This is a genomic window from Exercitatus varius, assembly GCF_029577735.1.
Lineage (GTDB): Bacteria > Pseudomonadota > Gammaproteobacteria > Enterobacterales > Pasteurellaceae > Exercitatus > Exercitatus varius.
On record NZ_JARQTO010000008.1, the window covers coordinates 61,131 to 83,605 of the forward strand.

20 protein-coding genes and 1 pseudogene are annotated in these 22,475 nt (G+C 48.9%); 11 read left to right on the forward strand and 10 right to left on the reverse strand.

The window, feature by feature from the left end; genetic code table 11:
- The first annotated feature begins 79 nt into the window (after window positions 1–79).
- From hcr to P7M01_RS06965, 3 genes are all read left to right on the forward strand, one after another.
- Window positions 80–1,099, forward strand: coding sequence for an NADH oxidoreductase (hcr, locus tag P7M01_RS06955; protein ID WP_317483310.1), 1,020 nt, complete (start codon window positions 80–82; stop codon window positions 1,097–1,099).
- Between the two features lie 238 nt (window positions 1,100–1,337).
- Window positions 1,338–2,798, forward strand: a complete 1,461-nt coding sequence (locus P7M01_RS06960; protein ID WP_317483311.1) for an anion permease — start codon at window positions 1,338–1,340, stop codon at window positions 2,796–2,798.
- A 98-nt stretch (window positions 2,799–2,896) separates the two neighbouring features.
- Window positions 2,897–3,967, forward strand: a complete 1,071-nt coding sequence (locus P7M01_RS06965) for a 4-oxalomesaconate tautomerase (protein WP_317477659.1) — start codon at window positions 2,897–2,899, stop codon at window positions 3,965–3,967.
- 126 nt (window positions 3,968–4,093) lie between these two features.
- Here the strand turns inward: P7M01_RS06965 and acnB are convergent, their stop codons facing one another.
- Window positions 4,094–6,700, reverse strand: coding sequence for a bifunctional aconitate hydratase 2/2-methylisocitrate dehydratase (gene acnB / locus P7M01_RS06970; RefSeq protein WP_317483312.1), 2,607 nt, complete (start codon window positions 6,698–6,700; stop codon window positions 4,094–4,096).
- Window positions 6,701–6,819: 119 nt separating this feature from the next.
- Between acnB and P7M01_RS06975 the strand changes: the two genes are divergently transcribed.
- Window positions 6,820–7,563: a GntR family transcriptional regulator gene (locus P7M01_RS06975; RefSeq protein WP_202936635.1), complete on the forward strand. Its 744-nt coding sequence runs from the start codon at window positions 6,820–6,822 to the stop codon at window positions 7,561–7,563.
- A gap of 150 nt (window positions 7,564–7,713) precedes the next feature.
- Here P7M01_RS06975 and ruvX read toward each other — a convergent pair whose 3' ends face one another.
- From ruvX to rbsD, 9 genes are all read right to left on the reverse strand, one after another.
- Window positions 7,714–8,136, reverse strand: coding sequence for a Holliday junction resolvase RuvX (gene ruvX, locus P7M01_RS06980; RefSeq protein ID WP_317474961.1), 423 nt, complete (start codon window positions 8,134–8,136; stop codon window positions 7,714–7,716).
- Window positions 8,136–8,693 carry a YqgE/AlgH family protein gene (locus tag P7M01_RS06985; RefSeq protein ID WP_317483326.1) on the reverse strand — a complete coding sequence of 186 codons (558 nt, stop codon included), beginning with the start codon at window positions 8,691–8,693 and terminating at the stop codon, window positions 8,136–8,138. Before P7M01_RS06985 ends, ruvX begins: the two co-directional genes overlap by 1 nt.
- A gap of 49 nt (window positions 8,694–8,742) precedes the next feature.
- Window positions 8,743–9,474 (reverse strand): 16S rRNA (uracil(1498)-N(3))-methyltransferase, encoded by a 732-nt coding sequence (gene rsmE / locus P7M01_RS06990; RefSeq protein ID WP_317483313.1) that lies wholly within the window; start codon window positions 9,472–9,474, stop codon window positions 8,743–8,745.
- 117 nt (window positions 9,475–9,591) lie between these two features.
- Window positions 9,592–10,590 (reverse strand): substrate-binding domain-containing protein, encoded by a 999-nt coding sequence (locus tag P7M01_RS06995; protein WP_317481569.1) that lies wholly within the window; start codon window positions 10,588–10,590, stop codon window positions 9,592–9,594.
- 34 nt (window positions 10,591–10,624) lie between these two features.
- Window positions 10,625–11,557, reverse strand: coding sequence for a ribokinase (gene rbsK / locus P7M01_RS07000; RefSeq protein WP_317483314.1), 933 nt, complete (start codon window positions 11,555–11,557; stop codon window positions 10,625–10,627).
- A gap of 60 nt (window positions 11,558–11,617) precedes the next feature.
- Window positions 11,618–12,496: a ribose ABC transporter substrate-binding protein RbsB gene (rbsB, locus tag P7M01_RS07005; RefSeq protein ID WP_317477664.1), complete on the reverse strand. Its 879-nt coding sequence runs from the start codon at window positions 12,494–12,496 to the stop codon at window positions 11,618–11,620.
- Window positions 12,497–12,519: 23 nt separating this feature from the next.
- The gene (gene rbsC, locus P7M01_RS07010) at window positions 12,520–13,485 is read right to left on the reverse strand and encodes a ribose ABC transporter permease (protein ID WP_317483315.1); all 966 of its coding nucleotides are present in this window, start codon (window positions 13,483–13,485) and stop codon (window positions 12,520–12,522) included.
- Between the two features lie 10 nt (window positions 13,486–13,495).
- A complete protein-coding gene (gene rbsA / locus P7M01_RS07015; protein ID WP_317483316.1) occupies window positions 13,496–14,998 on the reverse strand; it encodes a ribose ABC transporter ATP-binding protein RbsA in 1,503 nt (500 codons plus the stop codon).
- 9 nt (window positions 14,999–15,007) lie between these two features.
- Window positions 15,008–15,427 (reverse strand): D-ribose pyranase, encoded by a 420-nt coding sequence (gene rbsD, locus P7M01_RS07020; protein WP_317483317.1) that lies wholly within the window; start codon window positions 15,425–15,427, stop codon window positions 15,008–15,010.
- Window positions 15,428–15,644: 217 nt separating this feature from the next.
- Here rbsD and recO point away from each other — a divergent pair, with 217 nt between their 5' ends.
- The 7 genes and pseudogenes from recO to P7M01_RS07055 all read left to right on the forward strand — a co-directional run bounded on the left by recO (window position 15,645) and on the right by P7M01_RS07055 (window position 22,375).
- Window positions 15,645–16,358 carry a DNA repair protein RecO gene (gene recO, locus P7M01_RS07025; RefSeq protein ID WP_394853229.1) on the forward strand — a complete coding sequence of 238 codons (714 nt, stop codon included), beginning with the start codon at window positions 15,645–15,647 and terminating at the stop codon, window positions 16,356–16,358.
- Window positions 16,359–16,369: 11 nt separating this feature from the next.
- Window positions 16,370–17,686: a 23S rRNA (uracil(1939)-C(5))-methyltransferase RlmD gene (gene rlmD / locus P7M01_RS07030; protein WP_317483318.1), complete on the forward strand. Its 1,317-nt coding sequence runs from the start codon at window positions 16,370–16,372 to the stop codon at window positions 17,684–17,686.
- Between the two features lie 11 nt (window positions 17,687–17,697).
- Window positions 17,698–19,920 (forward strand): GTP diphosphokinase, encoded by a 2,223-nt coding sequence (gene relA, locus P7M01_RS07035; protein WP_202936625.1) that lies wholly within the window; start codon window positions 17,698–17,700, stop codon window positions 19,918–19,920.
- Window positions 19,921–19,964: 44 nt separating this feature from the next.
- Window positions 19,965–20,324, forward strand: a complete 360-nt coding sequence (locus tag P7M01_RS07040) for a diacylglycerol kinase (RefSeq protein WP_317477670.1) — start codon at window positions 19,965–19,967, stop codon at window positions 20,322–20,324.
- Window positions 20,325–20,335: 11 nt separating this feature from the next.
- A pseudogene (gene lptM / locus P7M01_RS07045) lies at window positions 20,336–20,428 on the forward strand (LPS translocon maturation chaperone LptM); the annotation flags it as partial.
- Between the two features lie 69 nt (window positions 20,429–20,497).
- Window positions 20,498–21,745, forward strand: coding sequence for a diaminopimelate decarboxylase (gene lysA, locus P7M01_RS07050; protein WP_317477671.1), 1,248 nt, complete (start codon window positions 20,498–20,500; stop codon window positions 21,743–21,745).
- 12 nt (window positions 21,746–21,757) lie between these two features.
- A complete protein-coding gene (locus P7M01_RS07055) occupies window positions 21,758–22,375 on the forward strand; it encodes a glutathione S-transferase N-terminal domain-containing protein (protein ID WP_317483319.1) in 618 nt (205 codons plus the stop codon).
- Window positions 22,376–22,475: the final 100 nt, after the last annotated feature.

Consider the following 22,475-nt stretch of genomic DNA (forward strand, 5'->3'; position numbering starts at 1 on the left):
ATCGCATACGCCTTCAATGAAAGATGAATGTCATGTCGGGCGTAATGCGATACGCCCTCACCAGAAAGGAATAAAGCAAATGGCTAAAACAAATAAAAATCCGTTATGTCTCAATGAATTGCAGGTTTACTCTATCGTCCGGGAAGCGCCTAAGGTAAAAACGATTAACTTTATCGCGCAGGATTTCTACCCTTACCAGGCCGGGCAATATGCCTTAGTCAGCATCCGGAACACGCCTCACATTACGCGTGCCTATTCGCTTTCCTCCACGCCGGGAGAAAGCCGCTTTGTGTCGATCACCGTGCGTGAAATCGACGGCGGCGTAGGCTCAGGCTGGCTAAATAACGAAGTAAAAGTAGGCGATCAAGTGTGGTTTTCAAACCCGATGGGCGATTTTTCCTGCCAAAAAGTGATTGCGGATAATTACTTATTAGTCGGCGCAGGCAGCGGTGTGACGCCGATTATGTCCATGACCCGCTGGCTGTTGAAAAACCGCCCTGAAGCCAATATCAGCGTTATTCACAGCGTGCATTCGCCGGAAGACGTGATTTTTAAATCCGAATGGGCGCAATTAAAAGCCGATAACCCGCGCTTAAACTTGATTTTCAACGCTTCGGTGAATGCCACGACAGGTTTTGAAAGCGGTCGAATCAGTAAAGAAATTCTGTCCAAAGCGGTGCCGAATCTCGCCGATTACACCGTCATGACCTGCGGCCCGCAAGCTTATATGGATGCGTTGAAAACCATGATACTGGAACTTGGCGGTTCACCGCAACGATTCTTCACCGAAGCGTTCTTCAACACCGCGCTTGCAGGCGAAATCAGTTCGGATAAGAAAACCACGTTAACCGTCAGCGGCGCCAAACCGCTCAAAGCGGAAGTGCCGGTGGGCATGACATTACTCGCCGCCCTGGAAGCGCAGGAACAACCGGTGGTTTCCGGCTGTCGCACCGGTTTATGCGGATTGTGCAAAACCAAAGTGACCGGCGGCGAATACGAAGTTGTGTCCAACGGCGATCTGACGGAACAAGAAATCGCGCAAGGTTATGTGCTGGCCTGCAGTTGCCGCGTGAAGGAAAATGTCAGCGTCGAACTTTAAGATTGCTGCGTTTCGGAAATAAAGTGCGGTCAATTTTTGCAACGTTTTTTGAAGTTGACAGCAACTCGCTCATAAAAGCGTTTTTGTGAAAAACCTTTAAAATTTTGCCCGCACTTTGATGCTTTTATGATCTAAATCACAAAATCTTAAAAAAAGTAAATACCCCATTGACAGTAGGAGTAAACTAATCAACTATATGACTAGTTAAGATCATCTTTCTAACTGTGGGAGTCTCCTTATGGACGCAAAAAAACTCATCCGTTATACCGTTATTCTGGCATTTCCGATTTTAACCTATATTTTCCCCGCGCCTGACGGCTTACCTTTAATCGGTTGGCATCTGCTTGGGGTTTATATCGGTACCATTATCGCTTTAATCCTGAAACCGTTCCCTGCGCCGACGATTTTATTGGCGGCGGTGGCCATTGCCGCCGTAATGATTGGTAACACGCCGGAAGAAACCGTTAACGGCGCTAAAGTGGCGTTGAAACAATCTGCGGTGTTGGACGGTTATAAATCCGGTACGACCTGGTTGGTGTTCGCCGCATTCTCCATGAGTGCCGCTTTCGTGCAAACCGGTTTGGGTCGCCGTATCGCATATAAAATGATCGGCGCGTTCGGTAGCACGACTTTGCGTTTGGGTTACGTTAACGCGTTACTGGACTTATTAATTTCGCCGGCAATGCCTTCAACCACCGCTCGGGGCGGCGGTATTATGGCGCCGATCATGCAGTCCATCGCCGTTTCCCTCGGTTCCGAGCCGGATAAATCTCCGCGCAAAGCCGGTCATTATTTGCTGCTCAACACTTATATGGTCGTAAAAACAACGGGTTATATTACGTTAACCGCGATGGCGCCGAATGCGGTGGCATTGGAATTGATGAGACCGATTTTACACATCGACGTAAACTGGACCCAATGGTTCATCGCCGCCTGTGTGCCGGGTTTCGTCGCATTACTGTTAATGCCGTTTGTTACCTACGTACTTTACAAACCGGAGCTTAAAGAGGTGGATAATAAAGAAATCGCCCGCAAAGGTTTGGAAGAAATGGGACCGATGAAAGTCAAAGAAAAAATTCTTTCCGTCCTGTTTATCGGCGCGGTTTTAGGCTGGGTTTTCTCCGGATTCTTACATTTGTCCGAATTTACCGTTGCCATTGCCGCCATGGCGTTAATTCTCCTGACTTCCGTGCTGTCATGGGACGATGTACTTAAAAACAGAGCGGGCTGGACGACATTAACCTGGTACGGCGGTTTGTTAGGGATTGCCGCCGCATTGAAACAGGCCAACTTCTTTGAATGGTTATCTTCAACCATGAGCACCCTGATTCCGGCAAGCAATAGCAGTCCGCTTATCGTCACCATTTTTATCCTGATTTTAAGCGTTGCGGTGCGTTACTTATTCGCTTCCGGCGCGGCCTATGTGGCTTCAATGGTACCGGTATTTTCGGCGGTCGGACTTGCCGCGGGCGCTGATCCGTTACTCCTCGCACTGGGCTTATTATTCTCGAACAGCTACGGTAGTATGGTTACCCATTACGGTTCGGCGCCTGCCGCTGTGATTTACGGCTTGGGCTACCATGACTTAAAATCTTTCTGGATTACGGGTGGCGTTTGCGCGATAGTGACTTTGCTTATTCACGTCACCATCGGGTTCGGCTGGTGGTCAATCCTGCAAAATATGAATTTATTCGGTTAACCTGTTTGCACCGCCTGCGCGAATACTCGGTATTCCGATCCTTTACGGATAAAGTGCGGTGCGTTTTTTCATTATTTTATTGAAAACGGGAGAATATCATGAAACGAATTCCTTGTATGATTATTCGCGGCGGTACGTCAAAAGGGTTATATTTTCTGAAACAAGATTTACCGTCTGATATTGCGGAACGTGATAAATTCCTGATGACCATAATGGGTTCCGGCGATGCGACGCAAATTAACGGACTGGGCGGCGCAACCAGTGTAACCAGTAAAGTGGCCATTGTTTCGAAATCCGACAAAGAAGGCGTCGATCTGGATTATCTGTTCGCTCAGGTGGGCATTGACAAAAAAATGGTGGATACCGCGCCTTCATGCGGAAACATTTTGTCCGGTATTATTTGTTTCGCCAGTGAGAAAGGCTTAATCGAGCTACAGGACGGCATCACCACGGTGGTGGTGAATAACGTTAACACCGGCAGTATTATCGAAGTGTCGGCGGAAAGCCCGAATAAACGGTTGAAATACGACGGCACGGCGGAAGTGTCCGGGGTTCCGGGTTCCGGTTCGCCGGTGAATTTAAACTTCAGCCAAATCGAAGGGGCGAAAACCGGTAAAATCTTTCCTACCGGCAACAAACAGGACAACATCAACGGTTATCACGTAACCTGCATTGATGTGGCGATGCCGATGGTCTTGTTTAACGCGGCGGATTTAGGGTTAACCGGCAAAGAAAGCAAAGCCGAGCTGGATGCCAATAAGGCGTTGTTTGACATCATCGAGCCGATCCGCCGCAAAGCGGGTGAAATGATGGGCTTGGGCGACGTGTCGGAAAAAGTGATTCCCAAAATGGGCATTCTTTCCGCACCGGCAGGCAAAGGCAACATCACTTCGCGCTATTTCGTGCCGGACAAATGCCATGCCAGCCACGCGGTAACCGGTTCCATTTGTGTGGCGGCGGCATCCAAAATCGAAGGTACGGTCGCCTCCGCTTTGTATAAAGACACGGGCAGCGTGGTGACAATCGAGCATCCGTCCGGTTTTATCAGTGTGGATATGGTATGCGAACCGAGCGGCGACAGCTACAAATTCACCCGCGCCGCCTTGGTACGCACCGCCCGCCCGTTAATGATCGGCGAAGTGTTCTACGATGAAACGCTACTGAAATAATTTTTATATTTCAGCCGACAAAAAACAAAACCGACCGCAAAAGTGCGGTCGGTTTTTTCAATGTTTTTTAATCGGCATAGCAGAAAAACAAAAACGGACGTTTGTAATCACGTCCGTTTGGTTTATTTAAGCGCTTGCCTGGAAAATAACCCGTTCGGCTTTTTCCATATAGCTTGGTAATCGGTCGAAGTTAAGATAACGGTAAACTTCGTCTTTTTGTCCGTCCAAATCCGCCACGGCGTTGAAATATTCTTCTACCGTCGGCAGGCGACCGAGAATGGCGGCGACCGCAGCCAGTTCGGCGGAAGCAAGATAAACCTGTGCACCTTGTCCCAGACGGTTCGGGAAGTTTCGGGTCGAGGTGGAAACCACGGAAGAGTTCGGGCGGACGCGCGCCTGGTTACCCATGCAAAGCGAACAGCCCGGCATTTCCGTCCGTGCGCCGGTACGACCGTAAATATTGTAATAGCCTTCTTCCGACAATTTTTCCGCATCCATTTTTGTCGGCGGGGCGAGCCATAAACGGGTGTTGAGTTCGCCGTTTAATTTACCGAGCAATTTGCCCGCGGCACGGAAGTGACCGATATTGGTCATACAAGAACCGATGAAAACTTCATCAATTTTATTGCCTTGTACTTCGGATAACAAACGCGCATCGTCCGGATCGTTCGGTACGCAAAGAATCGGTTCCTTGATTTCATCCATGTTGATCTCAAGTACCGCAGCATATTCGGCATCGGCGTCCGCTTCCAGCATTTCCGGATTCGCCAGCCATTCTTCCATAGCTTTTACACGGTTTTCCAAGGTTTTCGCATCGCTATAACCGTCGGCAATCATCGTTTTCAGTAACACAATGTTGGAACGAAGATATTCGGCGATAGCATTTTCGTTAAGTTTTACCGTACAGGCGGCGGCCGAACGTTCCGCCGTCGCATCGGCCAGCTCGAACGCCTGTTCGGCGGTTAAGGTTTCCAGCCCTTCAATTTCAAGGATACGACCGGAGAACACGTTTTTCTTGTTCTCTTTCTCAACGGTCAATAACCCCTGCCGGATAGCAAAATACGGAATGGCATGCACTAAATCGCGCAACGTAATGCCTTTTTGCAGGGTTCCGGTAAAACGCACTAATACGGATTCGGGCATATCTAACGGCATCATTCCCGTTGCCGCGGCAAACGCCACCAAACCGGAACCCGCCGGGAACGAAATCCCAATCGGGAAACGAGTATGCGAATCACCGCCGGTTCCCACTGTAAACGGAAGCAACATGCGGTTTAACCAGGAGTGAATGACGCCGTCGCCCGGACGTAACGCTACGCCGCCGCGGCTGGTGATGAATTCCGGCAGCGTTTTATGCGTGACTACATCGCTTGGTTTCGGATACGGTGCGGTATGACAGAAAGATTGCATGACCAGCGGCGAAGAGAATTTCAAGCAGGCTAAGTCTTTTAACTCATCGCGCGTCATGGTTCCCGTAGTATCCTGCGAACCGACAGAAGCCATAAACGGCTCGCAATATTGGCCGGCGCGAACGCCTTTCACGCCGCATGCTTTACCCACCATTTTTTGCGCAAGAGTAAACCCTTTACCCGTATCCGGCATCACCGGCGCTTTGACAAACGCGTCACTTTCAGGCAAACCGAGTTCGGCACGCGCTTTGGCGGTTAAACTGCGTCCGATAATCAACGGAATTCGTCCGCCGGCGCGCACTTCATCTAACAAACCTTCGGTTTTGTAATTGAAGGTTGTAAGTACGTCTTGGCTATCATGTTTACAGATTTTCCGTTCATAGGGATAAACATCAATAATATCGCCCATATTCAATGCGGTGACATCTAATTCAACGGGTAATGCGCCGGAATCTTCCGCCGTATTAAAGAAAATCGGTGCAATTTTACCGCCGAATACAAAACCGCCGGTTCGTTTATTCGGAATAAACGGAATATCGTCCCCCATATGCCACAACACCGAATTAGTGGCGGACTTACGGGATGAACCGGTGCCGACCACATCGCCCACATAGACCAACGGAAAACCTTTCGATTTTAATGCGGCGAGCTGTTTTAACGGACCGACCGCCCCCGGTTGATCCGGTTCGATTCCTTCACGCGGCATTTTTAACATGGCGTTGGCATGCAACGGAATATCCGAACGGCACCAGGCTTCCTGTGCAGGAGAAAGATCATCGGTATTGGTTTCGCCCAGTACTTTAAAAACCGTTAGCGTTACTTTATCGGCTAATTTCGGACGGGAAGTAAACCATTCGGCATCCGCCCAGGATTGCAGTACTTGTTTTGCAAAGACATTACCTTTTTGGGCTTTTTCGGCAACGGCGTTGAAATTATCAAAAATTAAGAGGGTAAAAGAAAGGGCTTTGGCGGCAAGAGGAGCAAGTCGGTCGTTATCCAGTAAATCGATTAACGGTTGAACGTTATATCCGCCGCTCATGGTACCGAGCAATTCAACGGCATGTTCCGCTGAAATCAACGGACTGGATTCCTGACCGTTAACGATTTTAGCCAAAAATTCGGCTTTCACCTTGGCTGCATCATCCACGCCGGCAGGTACGCGATTTTCAAACAATGAAAGCAACTCGTTTTCCTTTCCGGTAACCGGATTTTTGAGTAACTCGATAAGCTGTCGAGTCTGTTCCGCATCCAAGGGTTTCGGAACGATTCCCAGCGCTGCTCGTTCATCGACATGTGATTGATATTGGGCTAAGAAATTAGACATAATGGTCACTCCAATATAAAATAAAGTCAAAAGGAATCAATAAGACATATATATGACTATATGTCGAGCACGTTAATACCTTTTTTCAGGTATGTCAACACATTTTTTAAGGTTAATCCATGTTACAAAATTATGATCTCAATTACGCCAAAGCGAGCAAAATGCCTCGCTATATTCAGATAAAATATCGACTGCAACAATTTTTAGCCGACGAAAACTGGCTATTTGATAAAGCGATTCCCAGCGAACAGGAATTGGCCAATGAATACGGCGTTTCAATCGGCACAATCCGCAAAGCGGTAGAAGGACTGGTTGAGGAAGGCGTATTAATCAAACATCAAGGTAAAGGTACATTTTTAAAACATCCCGCTTTCATCAAATCTTCCATGATTCGCTTTTATCCCGCCCGAGATGAAAATGGCGAAATTAAAACTCCGACGGGCATTGTCAAAGTCGTAAAATCCATTGAAGGGGATGAAAAAATCAACAACATTTTGGAGCTGCCCGCTAATGCGCCATTAATTTATTTGGAACGCGTTCGTATGAACGGCGAAACCGTGATTCTGAGCGACAAAATCTGGTTGTCCGAAGAGCGATTCAGCCGTCTTCTCGAATTATCTCCGGAACAATTTCCAAGTCTGCTCTATCCGTTTTATTTCGAATACTGCGGACAAATGGTGATTTCCGCCAAAGAACAAATGAATTTCCTGCTCAATTATCGCGACCCGTATTTAACCGATAATCAAGAAAAAGCCGTAGTCCGCATCCGTCGCACCGCTAAAGGATTAGACGGTAGTATCATTGAATATCGCGAAAGCTACGGTTTAGCGGAAAATTATTATTATGAAGCCATTATTACTTAACTGAATTCCTGCAATTTATAGCCGGAAAGAACCAAGTTTATTTTTCCATGAACGGAAAAACTCACTTTCGAGATATTACTCGATGAAAAAACAAAACCCGGTCGGATTTATCCACCGGGTTTTCTTTTGTTTACTGTGCTTATTGTACCGTTAAAGCTCAGGATGTTCCTCAAACCAGCTTTCCAGGATCAAACAGGCGGAGATGCCGTCCACCTTGCCTTTTTTTAACGCGCGATAACCGCCCCGTTCAAAGATTTCGGTGCGGGCTTGCGTAGTGGTGAGACGTTCGTCCTGCCAGACAACTTTCACCCCGAAACGTCCGTTCAGTCGGTTACCGAATTTTCGCGCCCGCCGGGTGAGTTCCTGTTCCGTGCCGTCCATATTCAGCGGCAAACCGACAACCACCATATCGGGTTGCCATTCCTTTAAACATTTCTCCACGTCCGCCCAGTTCGGAATGCCGTCTTGCGCCTTAAACGCAGGCAAAGACTGGGCCGTGCCGGTAACACTTTGCCCGACGGCGCAACCGATACTTTTAGTGCCGAAATCAAAGGCGATAATCGTCATGCCCATTACGCCCGTCCCGCTTTACTCGCCAGATTATAGCTTTCAAAACCCAACAATTTCTGGGCGGCAAGCCAGCGTTCTTCATACGGCGTATCAAAAAGAATGCCTTCGTCCGCCGGCACGACTAACCAATCGTTTCGGCTGATTTCCTGCTCCAGCTGACCGGGCACCCAAGCCGCACAACCCAAAGCGACCAGATATTTTTCCGGCGAATCGGTCGTACCGAAAGTTTCGATAATATCGGCGGAAGTCGTCAAACTCAGCTGATCGGTAATTCGATAACTGTGTTGCAGCGGCTTATGGACGGGCGTATGCAGAATAAAGCCGCGCTCCACATTCACAGGTCCGCCGGCCAGCACCACTTCGTTCGGTAAAGTGCGGTCAATTTTCATCATGAAATTCACTTTCGCCACTAATTCCGTAATCGACAAATCCGTCGGTTGATTAATCACCAAACCCATGGTGCCTTGCTCCGTGTGCTCGCAAATATAAATCACCGCACGAAAAAAATAATCGTCCTCCAGATTCGGCATCGCCACCAAGAGTTGGTTTTGCAGATTCATTTTTATTGGTTGTTTATCGTTCATTATCACTTCGTTATTCGTTTCAATATTACAAATCGCCGAAACAAATCTGCAAAGCGGTAATTGCCGTCAAGGCGGCGGTTTCCGTTCGCAGAATTCGTTTACCGAGCAAAATTTCCGTAAAGCCCTGTTGTTCCGTCTGCGCAATTTCCTGCGGCGATAATCCGCCTTCCGAACCGATCAGCAGGCGGACGCCTTCAGCGGGAATGGCCGGTAATGTCTTAATAGAATATTGGGCCCGCGGATGTAAATTCAACTTTAACGCGCCGTCATTTTCCGCGCACCAGTCCTGCAATTTCATCACCGGACGAATTTCCGGAATCACATTGCGTCCGCATTGTTCGCAGGCGGAAACGGCAATTTTCCGCCATTGCTGAAGCTTTTTCTCCAGCCGCTCGCCCTCTAATTTGACGCCGCAGCGCTCGGACCACAACGGCGTAATCACTTTTACCCCCAATTCCACCGACTTTTGGATCGTAAATTCCATCCGATCGCCGCGGGAAATCACTTGCCCCAAATGAATCGCCAACGGACTTTCGCGATCGTCCGAAATACGCTCCCGAATGGTCACGCTCACCGTTTTTTTGTTTGCCTGAGAAATCACGGCGGGATAAATATAATTGGAACCGTCAAACAGCTCGATGACTTCGCCCGCCTGCATGCGCAGCACGCGCCCCACGTGATTCGCCGCTTCTTCGGTTAAGCGACAGGATGACTGATTTAATAAGGATTCGGGATGATAAATTCGAGGAATTCGCATAATTTTTCCGCTAAAAAAGTTAGAGGGCCGTTTATTTTTCGTAAACGGCCTAATGATAAAGGAAAGTGCGGGCAAAATCTTTAAAATTTTTGACCGCACTTGAAGCGAACGATGCGATTAAGCGCGCGGTTTTGCGACGGAATTTCTCGTTACGATATGCGGTTTAAGCAATAAAGTGCGGTGATTTTTTTGCGGGTTTTTAATCCGCTCGAACAGCGTTTCCACGGCGATTTTGCCCAATTCCGCTTTGGGCTGGTGAACAGTTGTGAGCGGCGGCGAGAGGTATCGGGCAAGCGTGATATCGTCGTAGCCGATAACGGAAATATCCTCCGGAATACGCAAGCCGTGCTTCCAGGCGGCTTGATAAACGCCGATGGCAATGGTGTCGCTACAGGCGAAAACGGCGGTCGGCCTCCGGGATTGCGCCAGGAGTTTTTCCATGCCCGCGATACCGCCGTCAAAATCGAACTGACTTTCCACAATCCAGTCCGGATTTACCGTTAAGCCGTTTTCCCGCAAGGCTTTTTGGTAACCGTTCAGGCGGTTCAGCGCCAACGGTTTTTGCAAATTTCCGGTGATAATGCCGATGTGGCGATGACCTTGCTCAATCAGCATGTTGGTGGCGAGATAACCGCCCAGCTCCGAATCTTCGAAAATTTTGTCCGCACTGAGATTCGGCCACCAATCCATAATCACGGTGGGCACGTTGAATTGTAATCTTTCGTTTTGCTGCAAATGGGTTTCCGTACACATCAGCAGCAGCCCGTCCACTTGTTTTTGAATCAGCGTCTGCAGACTTTTGTGCAGACGTTCGCTGTCGCCGTCGGTATTGCACAGAATCAAATTATAGTTATTCCGGCTGCAATAACGTTCCACCGCCGCCACCACTTCGGCGAAAAACGGGTTATTGCTCGCCGTCACCAGCATGCCGATGGTTTGCGTCTGCTGCAACTTAAAACTGCGCGCCAGCGCAGAAGGCTGGTAATTCAGTTCACGCACAATGGCAAGAATTTTTTCGCGGATTTCATCGCTGACATAACGCGTATTGTTGATAACATGCGAGACGGTTGAAGTGGAAACCTGCGCGCGTTTGGCGATATCCTTCATTGTTGCCATTGTGTTACTCCATAAAAAACGACGCGGGTTTGTTTTAATCTTGCTCCGCTAAAAACCGTAAAGTTTCCGCCCGGCTTGGAATGGACGGTTGTGCGCCTTCGCGGGTGACACTGATTGCCGCCGCCGCGTGGGCGAAGGTAATGGCGTCCGCCATGGTTTTGCCGTCTAACAGCGCGGTTAAAAAGGCGCCGTTGAAGGTGTCGCCGGCGGCGGTGGTGTCCACCGCTTGCACCCGGAAGCCGGCAACGATGCCGCCTTTGCCTTGCCGACTAAAATAAACGCCTTTGGAACCGAGCGTGATCAGCACCGTTTCAATGCCTTTGTTATGAAAAACTTGCGCAGATTTGACCGCACTTTGTTCGTCCGTGACGCAAACGCCGGTTAAGATTTCCGCTTCCGTTTCGTTCGGCGTAATGATGTCGACATTTGCCAGCAATTCGTCCGGCAATGGCTGCGCAGGCGCCGGATTCAACACCACGTTGACACCGTGTTTTTTCGCCAATTCGGCGGCTTTCATAATCGCCGGTAACGACGTTTCCAGCTGCATCAGCAAATAATCCGCCGACGCAATTTCCGCCGCAAACCGTTCCACCACCGCTTCATTCAGATGAGCGTTGGCGCCCGCCGAAATCACAATGCTGTTTTCGCCGGTGGCGGCAACCTGAATCATGGCAACGCCCGTGGTTTCGTCTTTCACTTCCACAATCGGCGCGACATTAATTCCGTCCTCCGCAAACGACCGTTTCATGGCGCGACCGATGCCGTCTTCGCCGATACAACCGATAAAGCTCACCGTCATCCGGGATTTATCGCACAACCGCGCGGCCGCCACCGCCTGATTCGCCCCTTTGCCGCCGTAGGCGATGTGATAATGTGAGCCGGTCAAAGTTTCTCCGGGCTTGGCAAAATAAGGGACGGAAATCACATGATCCGCATTAATACTGCCCAAAACCGTGAGTTTTTTCATGATTTAATCCTTAAAAGTGCGGTCAAAAAAGCGGACGTTTTTTTGTCCGCCGTATGAATATTATTCAGTTACCACTTTTAATGCAACCGGGATTTTCGCTTCCACTTTTTCCCCTTTCAGGATTTTATCGGCGGTTTCAACGCCCAGGCTGCCAATCAATTCGGGTTGTTGCGCCACGGTTGCCGCTAATTTGCCGCTTTTAACCGCTTTGACGCCGTCTTCCGTGCCGTCAAACCCGACGACCAACACTTTTTTACCTGCCGCTCCGATGGCGCGCAGCGCGCCTAATGCCATTTCGTCATTTTGAGCGAAAATCGCTTGTACCGCACCTTTGCTGGCCAACAGATTTTCCGTGACATTCAGGCCTTTGGTGCGATCAAAATCCGCAGGTTGGCTCGCCAAAACGTCAAATTTATGTTCTTTAATCGCCTGTTTAAAACCTTCGCCTCGTTCACGGGCGGCAGAGGTACCGGCCAAACCTTCCAGTTGAATCACTTTTGCGCCGTTGCCTAATTTTTGGGCGATGAAATCTCCCGCCATTTTCCCGCCGGCAATATTGTCGGACGCGATATGACTGACCACTTCGCCTTTCGCAGCACCGCGGTCTAATGTGATCACCGGAATTTTGTTACGGTTGGCAATCGCCACCGCATTGCTGACCGCCGTGCTGTCGGTCGGATTGATCAACAACACCTTAGCGCCGCGGACGGTTAAATCTTCCACGTTGGAAAGCTCTTTGGACGGATCGTTCTGGCTGTCCAATACGATTAACTTATAACCGAGTTCATCGGCTTTTTTCTGGGCGCCGTCTCTTAATGACACGAAAAACGGATTATCCAAGGTGGAAACGGTTAATGCAATGGTTTCCTTGGCCAACGCCGAACCGCTGACGGCAAAAGCCAAGACGAAAGATGAAGCTATCGTTGTAAGTTTTTTCATAGGATTCTCCTTTGAGTAACAAATTACGCTTTTTTACTGCCTAAATAATTATCCGCAAGCACCGCGACTAAAATGACAAGCGCTTTGGCAATCATTTGGTAATAAGATGAAATATCTAATAAATTCAGTGCGTTATTTAAGAAACCAATAATCAGCGCACCGATTAATGTGCCCATCACGCGACCTTTACCGCCCATCAAACTGGTTCCGCCCACCACAACTGCGGCGATGGCGTCCAATTCATAAGACACGCCTGCGGTCGGTTGCGCCGAAGAAAGACGCGAGGTGACGATTAATCCGGCGAGAGCGGATAAGAAACCGCTGACGGCAAACACAAACACTTTGATTTTATCCACATTAATGCCGGAAAGCCGGGTGGCGGCTTCGTTACCGCCTAAAGCATAAATATAACGACCGATACGGGTATGTTTTAAAACGTACCATGCGACGGCAAACACCAGCGCCATTAACCAAATCGGGACGGGAACGCCGAATAGGTATCCCGTTCCCAAATAAGAAAACCGGTCCGCCGCTTCGGAAAAGCCGGTGCTGATCGGGCGTCCGTCGGTGTAAACCATAGTAACGCCGCGTAATAATGTCATCGTCACCAAGGTAGCAATAAACGCTTGCACTTTGCCTTTAGCCACAATGACACCGCTGATGCCGCCGAGCAAAGTTCCGAACAGCAATACGGCAGGAATCACCAATAATACCGGGAGTTCACTGCCCACCAACGAAGCGGCGATAGCGCCTGTTAACGCTAACACGGAACCCACGGATAAATCGATGCCGGCAATCAGAATGACAAAAGTCATCCCGACGGCAATAATCGCATTCACCGAAGTCTGGCGTAAAATATTGAGAATATTATCTACCGTGAAAAAATCGGGATTAATCGCCGAAACAATTCCGATTAAAACCAATAATGCTACGATAGATCTTTGTTCTAACAGAAATTTTCCTAATTTAAATGAATTTTGGGTATGCATAAAAAACGTCCTAATTTTTGACCGCACTTTTACCGATTGCCGCCGCTAATAATTTTTCCTGCGTGGCTTCCGCACGGGAAAACTCGCCGCTAATCCGCCCTTCCCGCATCACCAGAATGCGATCGGACATCCCTAACACTTCCGGCATTTCGGAAGATACAATGATGATGCTTAAACCGTCCTGTTTGAATTTATTGATCAACTGATAAATTTCTTTCTTGGCCCCCACATCCACTCCGCGGGTCGGTTCATCCAGAATCAACACGTTCGGACGAGTCATCAAACCTTTTGCAATCGCCACTTTTTGCTGATTACCGCCGGACAGTAAACCGATTTGCTGATCCCGGCTCGGGGTTTTGATGTTAAACATCAAAATAAAATCATCCACCGCCAGCTGTTCCGAATCATGACGAATCCGCCACATTTCGGAAAAATGATCCAAGGCCGTAAGAGACATATTTTCTTTTACCGACATGCCTAAAATTAAGCCGTCGCCTTTGCGGTCTTCGGAAATATACACAATGCCGTTGTCTAATCCGTCTTGCGGACAACTATTTGAAATCTCTCGATTATTTAACCGCACTTCGCCGCTTTCTTTCGGTAAGGCACCGTATAACACTTTCATTAATTCCGTGCGGCCGGCGCCCATCAGCCCCGAAATACCGAGGATTTCTCCGCTGCGCAACCGAAAACTGACATCATGCACACCGCTGCCGGTTAAGTTTTTCACTTCCAGACGGATATCGCCCTGCGGCACATCCACGTGCGGATATTGTTCATCCAAACGACGACCGACCATCATTTCAATCAGACGATCTTCGGTTAAATCGGATACGGCGGATTCGCCGATAAATTGTCCGTCACGTAAAACCGTCACATCGTCGCAAATCTCGAAAATTTCTTTAATACGGTGAGAAATATAAACAATGCCGCGTTTTTCCGCTTTCAATTCGCGGATCACCTTAAACAGCGCTTCCGTTTCCTGGTCCGTTAAAGCGTCCGTCGGTTCATCCATAATGATAACTTTACTTTCGAAACTCAGCGCTTTGGCGATTTCCACCATTTGCTGTTCGCCGATGGAAAGTTCGGCACATAATTGATGGCTGTCGTGCGGTACATTCAAACGCGCCAGTAATTTGTCCGCTTCATCGTACATTTTTTTCCAATCGACGGCGCCCCACGGCGTGGTAAATTCACGTCCTAAGAAAATATTTTCCGCAACGGTCAGATTGCCGACTAAATTCAATTCCTGATGAATAATGCTAATACCCGCTTCTTGCGAATCTTTCGGCCCTTTAAACGCCACCGATTTACCGAGATATTCGATGGTGCCGGCATCTTTGCTATAAATGCCCGTTAGCACTTTCATCAGGGTGGATTTTCCCGCGCCGTTTTCGCCCATTAACGCCATTGCGCGTCCGGCATAAACGGACAAACAGGCGTTGCTCAACGCTTTTACGCCTGGAAAGGATTTGTCTATCCCTTTGATTTTCAATAAAGTTTCATATTCCATACCGCTACCCTAAAATGGTACGCCCGAAACCAAAATGATGTTGGCATAAGGCGAACATTCGCCGGTTCGCACAATGCCTTTGCTGTCGTGAGTCAGTTGCTTAAACGCTTCATGCGAAACGTATTCCACCGGAATTTGATTGCCTTGTTCCGCTGCCAGCTGCGATAAATGCGCTAAAAGTGCGGTCAAAATTTCGGGACTTTTTTCTTTAATCTCAACCGCTAAAATAGCGCGTTCCACAAACATTTCGCTGGTTACCGCATAAAGCGTCTCTAAAAAACCGGGAACGCCTTTCGTTAAAGCTAAATCAATCCGATTGGCGGAATCGGAAATCGGCAACCCCGCATCACATACGGTTAAGGTTTCCGTATGACCGAGAGTCGCAACGGTATAAGAAAGTTGCGCATTTAAAATCGTTGTTTTTTTCATTTTTTTCGCCGTTTTATATTAATCTATGTTATCGAAACGTTTCGATAACCTAAAGATAGAGAAATTTAACGAAAAAGCAAAATGGTTTTGTTCAAATTTGTGAGCCGGATCACGAAAAAAATGTTGCTGTTATTTCGCTAAGATTCTTGTAAAAGTGCGGGCAAAAATCTGCTAGAATATTCGCACTTTTGAGATGGGGCGGATTGACGTTTAAAACGTGGCGATTGAAACTTTTCAGCGGGGCTTTGTGCTGCATCGCAAACCTTACGGCGAAACCAGTTTGTTGATTGATCTGTTTACGGAAGAAACGGGGCGGTTGACCGTTCTTGCGAAGGGTGCGCGGGCGAAACGTTCGGCCTGGAAAGGCGTGTTGCAACCCTTTACGCCGTTATTATTGCGCTGGACGGGAAAAGGCGCGCTGAAAACGCTGACCAAAGCCGAACCCGCCGCTATTGCGCTGCCGTTGCAGCAAACGGCGTTGTTCAGCGGATTTTACGTAAACGAACTGCTCTGCCGCGTGATGGAACCCGAAACGCCGAACGGCGAGTTATTTCAGAATTATCTGCACTGTTTAACCCGCCTGGCTTCGGAAGTCACTGTGGAACCGGCTTTGCGCACCTTTGAATTCCAGTTGCTGACCATGTTGGGCTACGGCGTGGATTTCACTCATTGCGCCGGCTCGGGCGAACCGGTGGATGAAGCGATGACCTATCGTTACCGCGAAGAAAAAGGTTTTTCGGCATCGCTGATTAAAGATAACGCCACCTTTTACGGGCGGGATTTGTTAGCGTTTGAGGCGCGGGATTTTCGCGATCCCGCGGTGCGTTCGGCGGCAAAACGCTTCACCCGTCTGGCGCTGAAGCCTTATTTGGGCAATAAGCCGCTGAAAAGCCGGGAATTATTCACTCAGAACATTTTATTTTTGAAATAACCGTTGTATCCATGGCATTGTTTTACACTCCGCAAAAATCTGCAAAAAAACGCCCGCACTTTCAGGCGCTCACTGCCGATATTGTCGATTTAGATTATCAAGGTTTAGGCGTGGCGAAAATTCAGGGCAAGACCTGGTTTATCGACAATGCGATGCCGTCGGAAACCGTTCAATTTCGCGTGACGGAAGACAAACGCCAGTACGGATTCGGCGTCACCCAAAATATTCTGCGAGCCAGCGCGGTTCGCCAAACGCCGAAATGCCGGTTCTTCGGTCAATGCGGCGGTTGTCAGAGCCAGCATATTCCGCCGGATATGCAACGGGAAGCAAAACGGCAAGCGCTGTTTCAACGCTTACAAAAGCTGCAAAACGACATCGAATTTATGCCGATGATTAGCGGCGATCCCTGGCAATATCGGCGTCGCGTCCGTTTGAGTATGTTATTCAATGAGAAAACCCGCCGGTTGGAAACGGGATTTCGTCGCAAAGGTTCGTCACAAATTGTGGCCATTGACCGCTGTGAAGTGATTGAGCCGGCATTGAATAATTTACTGCCGGATTTGACCGCACTTTTTGTCCGCTTCGATCAGCCGAAATCGTTGGGTCATGCGGAGTTGGTCGCCGCGGATAACGGCGTCGCCCTGTTGTTGCGAGTGACCAAAAATCTCACCGAATCCGACCGCACTTTACTACTCGATTTTGCCGATCAGCGCGGACTGAATCTGTTCGTTCAGGACAATCAGGCTATCCGCTTGCTGCACGGCGAACCGCCTTATTATGAAATTCAAGGATTGCGCCTACAGTTTGACATTCGCGATTTTATTCAGGTAAATGCGGAATTGAACCGGCAAATGGTGGCGACGGCGTTGGATTGGCTGGCGTTAAAAGAGACGGATCGAGTGCTGGATTTATTCTGCGGCATGGGCAATTTTACCTTGCCGCTTAGCCGTTTGGTGAAAAGTGCGGTAGGAATTGAAGGCGTTTCGGCGATGGTGGAAAAGGCGGCAAAAAATGCCGAACAAAACCATTGTGAAAATGTCGAATTTTATCAAACGGATTTGGATTCGCCTTTTGCCGACAAGCCTTGGGCAAAGCGTCCGTTCGATAAAATTTTACTCGATCCGCCCCGCAGCGGTGCGGCATTTGCGTTATCGGCGCTGATCGGGTTGCAGGCGGAAAAAATTCTGTATGTGTCCTGTAATCCGGCAACGTTGCTACGCGATGCGGAAAACCTGCTGCAGGCGGGATATCGCTTGAAACGCGTGGCGATGATCGATATGTTTCCTCACACAGGGCATTTGGAAAGTATTTCGTTATTTGAGAAATAAAAGGAAAGGATATGGTTGCTGTTCGTGGTTCTCATCTGCTCAATCCCAAAGATTTTGTGATTGAAAACTGGTGTGCCGACTTAGGGCTTTCGCCCGAAGTGGAAAACCTTCTGGTGCGGGCTTGGCGTTATTCCCAAACCAAAGCGCAGCAGCTCTTTCTGAACAGCCACTGGTATTTGCGCGACGGTGTGGAAATGGTGGAAATTCTGCACAGTTTGAATATGGACGGCGATACCCTGTTGGCGGCGATGCTGTTTCCGGTGGTGAATGCCAAAATTGTGAACGTGGAACAAATTAAAGAAGACTTCGGCCACAAAATCAGCAAGTTGGTCAAAGGCGTGATCGACATGAACTACATTCGCCAACTGGACGCGTTACAGTCTTCCGACAGCCTGCAAATCGACAATATCCGCCGCATGTTACTGGCCATGGTGGATGATTTCCGATGCGTTATTATTAAACTTGCCGAACGGATTACCTATCTTCGCGACGCCGACAAACGTTACAGTCGGGAAGAAAAAATCGCCGCCGCCAAAGAATGTACCAAAGTTTACGCGCCGTTGGCGAATCGCCTCGGCATCGGGCAACTCAAATGGGAATTGGAAGATTACTGTTTCCGCAATTTACAGCCCGAACAATATCGTATTATCGCCCTTAAACTGAACGAACGCCGGCTCGACCGGGAGCAATATATTCAGGATTTCGTGCAGGAGCTTTCCGGCTATTTACGTGAAAATATCAGCAAAGTGGAAATTTACGGACGGCCGAAACATATCTACAGCATCTGGCGCAAAATGCAGAAAAAAAATCTGGATTTCAGCGGTCTGTACGACATCCGCGCCGTCCGCATACTGGTGCCGAATCTGGAAGATTGTTATACCGCTCTGGGGATCGTGCACACGCATTTCAAACATTTACCGAACGAATTTGACGATTACATTGCCAACCCGAAACCGAACGGTTATCAATCCATCCACACCGTCGTATTAGGCAAAGGCGATAAACCGATCGAAGTGCAGATTCGCACGGAAAAAATGCATGCCGATGCCGAACTCGGGGTTGCCGCTCATTGGAAATACAAAGAAGGTACCACGGGTTCCATGTCCGCTTACGAAGAGAAAATCACTTGGTTGCGCAAGCTGTTGGCGTGGCAGGCGGATATCGCCGACAGCGGCGGCATTGTGGGTGAAATGCGTACCCAAATCTTCGACGATCGGGTTTATGTGTTCACGCCGAAAGGCGAAGTAGTGGATTTGCCGGCAGGTTCCACCCCGCTGGATTTCGCTTACGCCATTCACAGCGACGTAGGACATTGTTGCATCGGGGCAAAAGTGGGAGGTCGGATTGTGCCTTTCACTTATCAGCTGCAAATGGGCGACCAAATCGACATTTTAACCCAAAAAACACCGAATCCGAGCCGAGACTGGTTAAATCCGAACCTAGGCTTTACTCACACGCAAAAAGCGCGGTCAAAAATCGCAGCGTTTTTTAAAAAACTGGATCGCGACAAAAATATTCCGCTCGGCAAAGAACAACTCGATGCCGAACTGGCCAAACAGGGTTTCACGTTGAAACAAGTGGAACAGCTGGGGCTGCCGCGATATAACCTGAAATCGCTGGATGATTTGTATAACGGTATCGGCGGTGGCGATATTAAGCTGAATCAACTGATCAACTTTCTGCAAAACAAACTGGTAAAACCGACCGCCGAACAAGCGGACGCCGAAGTTTTGCGTCATGTCACGCAAAAAAGTGCGGTGAATTCCCAACAAAAAGCGGATAAAAAAGGCTATGTCGTAGTGGAAGGCGTGGGTAATTTAATGCACCACATGGCGCGTTGTTGCCAGCCGATTCCGGGCGATGAAATCGTCGGCTACGTCACCGTAGGGCGGGGAATTTCCATTCACCGGGCGGACTGCGAACAGCTGGCGGAGCTGTCCGCCGTCCATCCGGAACGGGTGGTGGAAACCAGTTGGGGCGATCAGGATCACCAGAACGGCTATCATGTCAGCATCCGGGTGGTGGCCACCGACCGCAACGGCTTGCTGCGCGATATCACCACCGTGCTCGCCAATGAGAAAATCAGCGTGACGGGCGTGTCCAGTCGGGCGGACAATAAACGCCAGATTGCCACGATTGATTTGGAAATTGAGTTGACGAACGTGGAAATGCTGAGCAAAATCACTACGCGTCTTGCTTCTCTTGAAGACGTGATTGACGTCAAACGATTATAACGCTGCGGCATTCAAACATGCCGCAAAACCGGAATTTTAATTTTATGTATGACAAAACGACAGGTTTAACTCACCTCATTAATTCGACCAAATATTCATTGCAAGGGCTGAAAAGTGCGGTCAAAAATGAAGCGGCTTTTCGCCACGAACTGCTGCTCGGTATCGTGGTTATTCCCCTTGCCTTTTGGCTGTCCGGCGACAAAATCGAGCTGGTACTGATGCTCGGTTCTTATTTGATTGTGCTGATTACGGAATTGCTTAATAGCGCCGTGGAATGCGTGGTGGACCGCATCGGCACCGAACACCATGAACTGTCCGGACGCGCAAAGGATCAAGGTTCCGCCGCCGTCTTTGTAGCGTTGGTGAATTTTGTTGTCACCTGGTTCGTTTTATTAATGTTTTAACAGGATGCGTTATGAAAAAATTATTGGTCCTTTCAATTTTATGTGCATTACTGACCGGTTGCGGGGTGAAAGGCCCGCTTTATCTGCCGGCGGAGAATCAGTCTAAACCGGACGTGCAGAAACAAACGCAACTGCAAGTGCAAGAACAAGCCCAACAAAAATAGGATTTCAGCATGGATTTTTTCCACTATAAAAACGATAAACTTTACGCCGAAGATTGCCCAATCACCCGCCTGGCGGAAGAATTCGGCACGCCGCTTTACGTTTATTCCAAAGCCACTTTGGAACGCCATTGGCACGCTTTTGATAACGCGTTCGGCGATTATCCGCATTTAATCTGTTTTGCCGTGAAATCCAATTCGAATATTGCCGTTTTACAGACCATGGCGCGTTTAGGATCAGGTTTTGATATTGTCTCGCAAGGCGAATTAGAACGCGTTCTGACGGCGGGCGGCGAACCGGGCAAAGTGGTGTTTTCCGGCGTCGCGAAAACCGTGGACGAAATCGCCCGCGCTTTGGAAGTCGGCATTCGTTGCTTTAACGTAGAAAGTATTGCGGAACTGCACCGAATTAACGAAGTTGCCGGTAAACTCGGCAAAATCGCGCCGATTTCGTTACGCGTCAACCCTGATGTGGACGCCCATACTCATCCTTATATTTCCACCGGTTTAAAAGAAAATAAATTCGGTGTGAGTGTGGATCAGGCGCGTGAAGTGTATCGCCTGGCGGCGAAATTGCCTCATATCGCCATCACCGGCATGGATTGCCATATCGGCTCCCAACTCACGGAATTACAACCGTTCTTAGATACGGCGGATCGCCTTTTGGTCTTAATCGAACAGCTTAAACAGGACGGCATCTCATTAAAACACCTGGATTTAGGCGGCGGTTTGGGCGTGACTTACAGCGATGAAACCGCGCCTCATCCTACCGACTACGCAAAAGCGTTGCTGGAAAAATTACAGGCTTACAATTTCGAGATTATCCTTGAACCCGGTCGCGCCATTTCCGCCAATTCCGGCGTGTTGGTGACCAAAGTGGAATATATCAAAACCAACGAAGCCCGTAATTTTGCCATCGTTGACGCCGGCATGAACGATATGATTCGCCCGGCGTTATACCAGGCTTACATGAATATTATCGAAGTCGACCGCACTTTACCGCGCGAAAAAGCGGTTTACGACGTAGTCGGCCCAATCTGCGAAACCTCGGATTTCTTAGGAAAAAAACGGGAACTGGCCATTGCTGCCGGCGATTATCTAGTGCAACGTTCCGCCGGGGCCTACGGCGCCAGCATGAGTTCAAACTACAATTCGCGCCCCCGCACCGCAGAAGTGATGGTTGACGGCGACAAAGCGTTCTTAATTCGCCGCCGCGAAAGCTACGAAAATCTTTGGCAACTTGAAAATCTTTTGCCGTAACAAGGAGTTATCATGAAATTATATTATTTGAAAGGCGCCTGTTCATTGGTTCCGCATATCGCATTGGAATGGATCGGCAAACCCTTTGAGGCGGTGGAAGTCAACCGTGAGCAAATTAAATCGCCGGAATATTTAGCGCTCAATCCGCAAGGCGCCGTGCCGTTATTACAAGACGGCGATTTTTTGCTGTCGCAAAATATCGCGATTCTGAGCTATTTGGACGATCTTTATCCCGAAGCGAAATTATTCGGTAGCGCTACGGTGCAAGATAAAGCTAAGGCCATGAAATGGCTGGCATTTTGTAACGCCGATTTGCACAAAGCTTTTGTGCCGGTTTTCCGTCCGCCGGTTTATGCGCAGGGAAATGAAGAATTATTAAAACAGGTTCGCCAAGCCGCCGGACAACAAATTCTGGATTTATTGGCAATTGCGGACGATTGCCTGGGTAAACAGATTTTCTTAGGCGAACGCATTTCTGTGGCGGATGCGTATCTTTACGTCGAACTGCGCTGGTGCAACGCGCTGGGCTTAGATTACAGTCACTTACGCCACCTCGACGCCTTCTATCGCCGGGTCGGCGAAAACGTCGGCGTGCAAGCCGCCTTGAAAGCCCAGGGTTTATCCGCTTAAACGGTTAAAAAAACTCGCTCAAAATCGACCGCACTTTTACGGTTTGAAAGTACGGTCTGTTCGGATACAACAGAGAACAAGCCCGATTGATGACAAATCC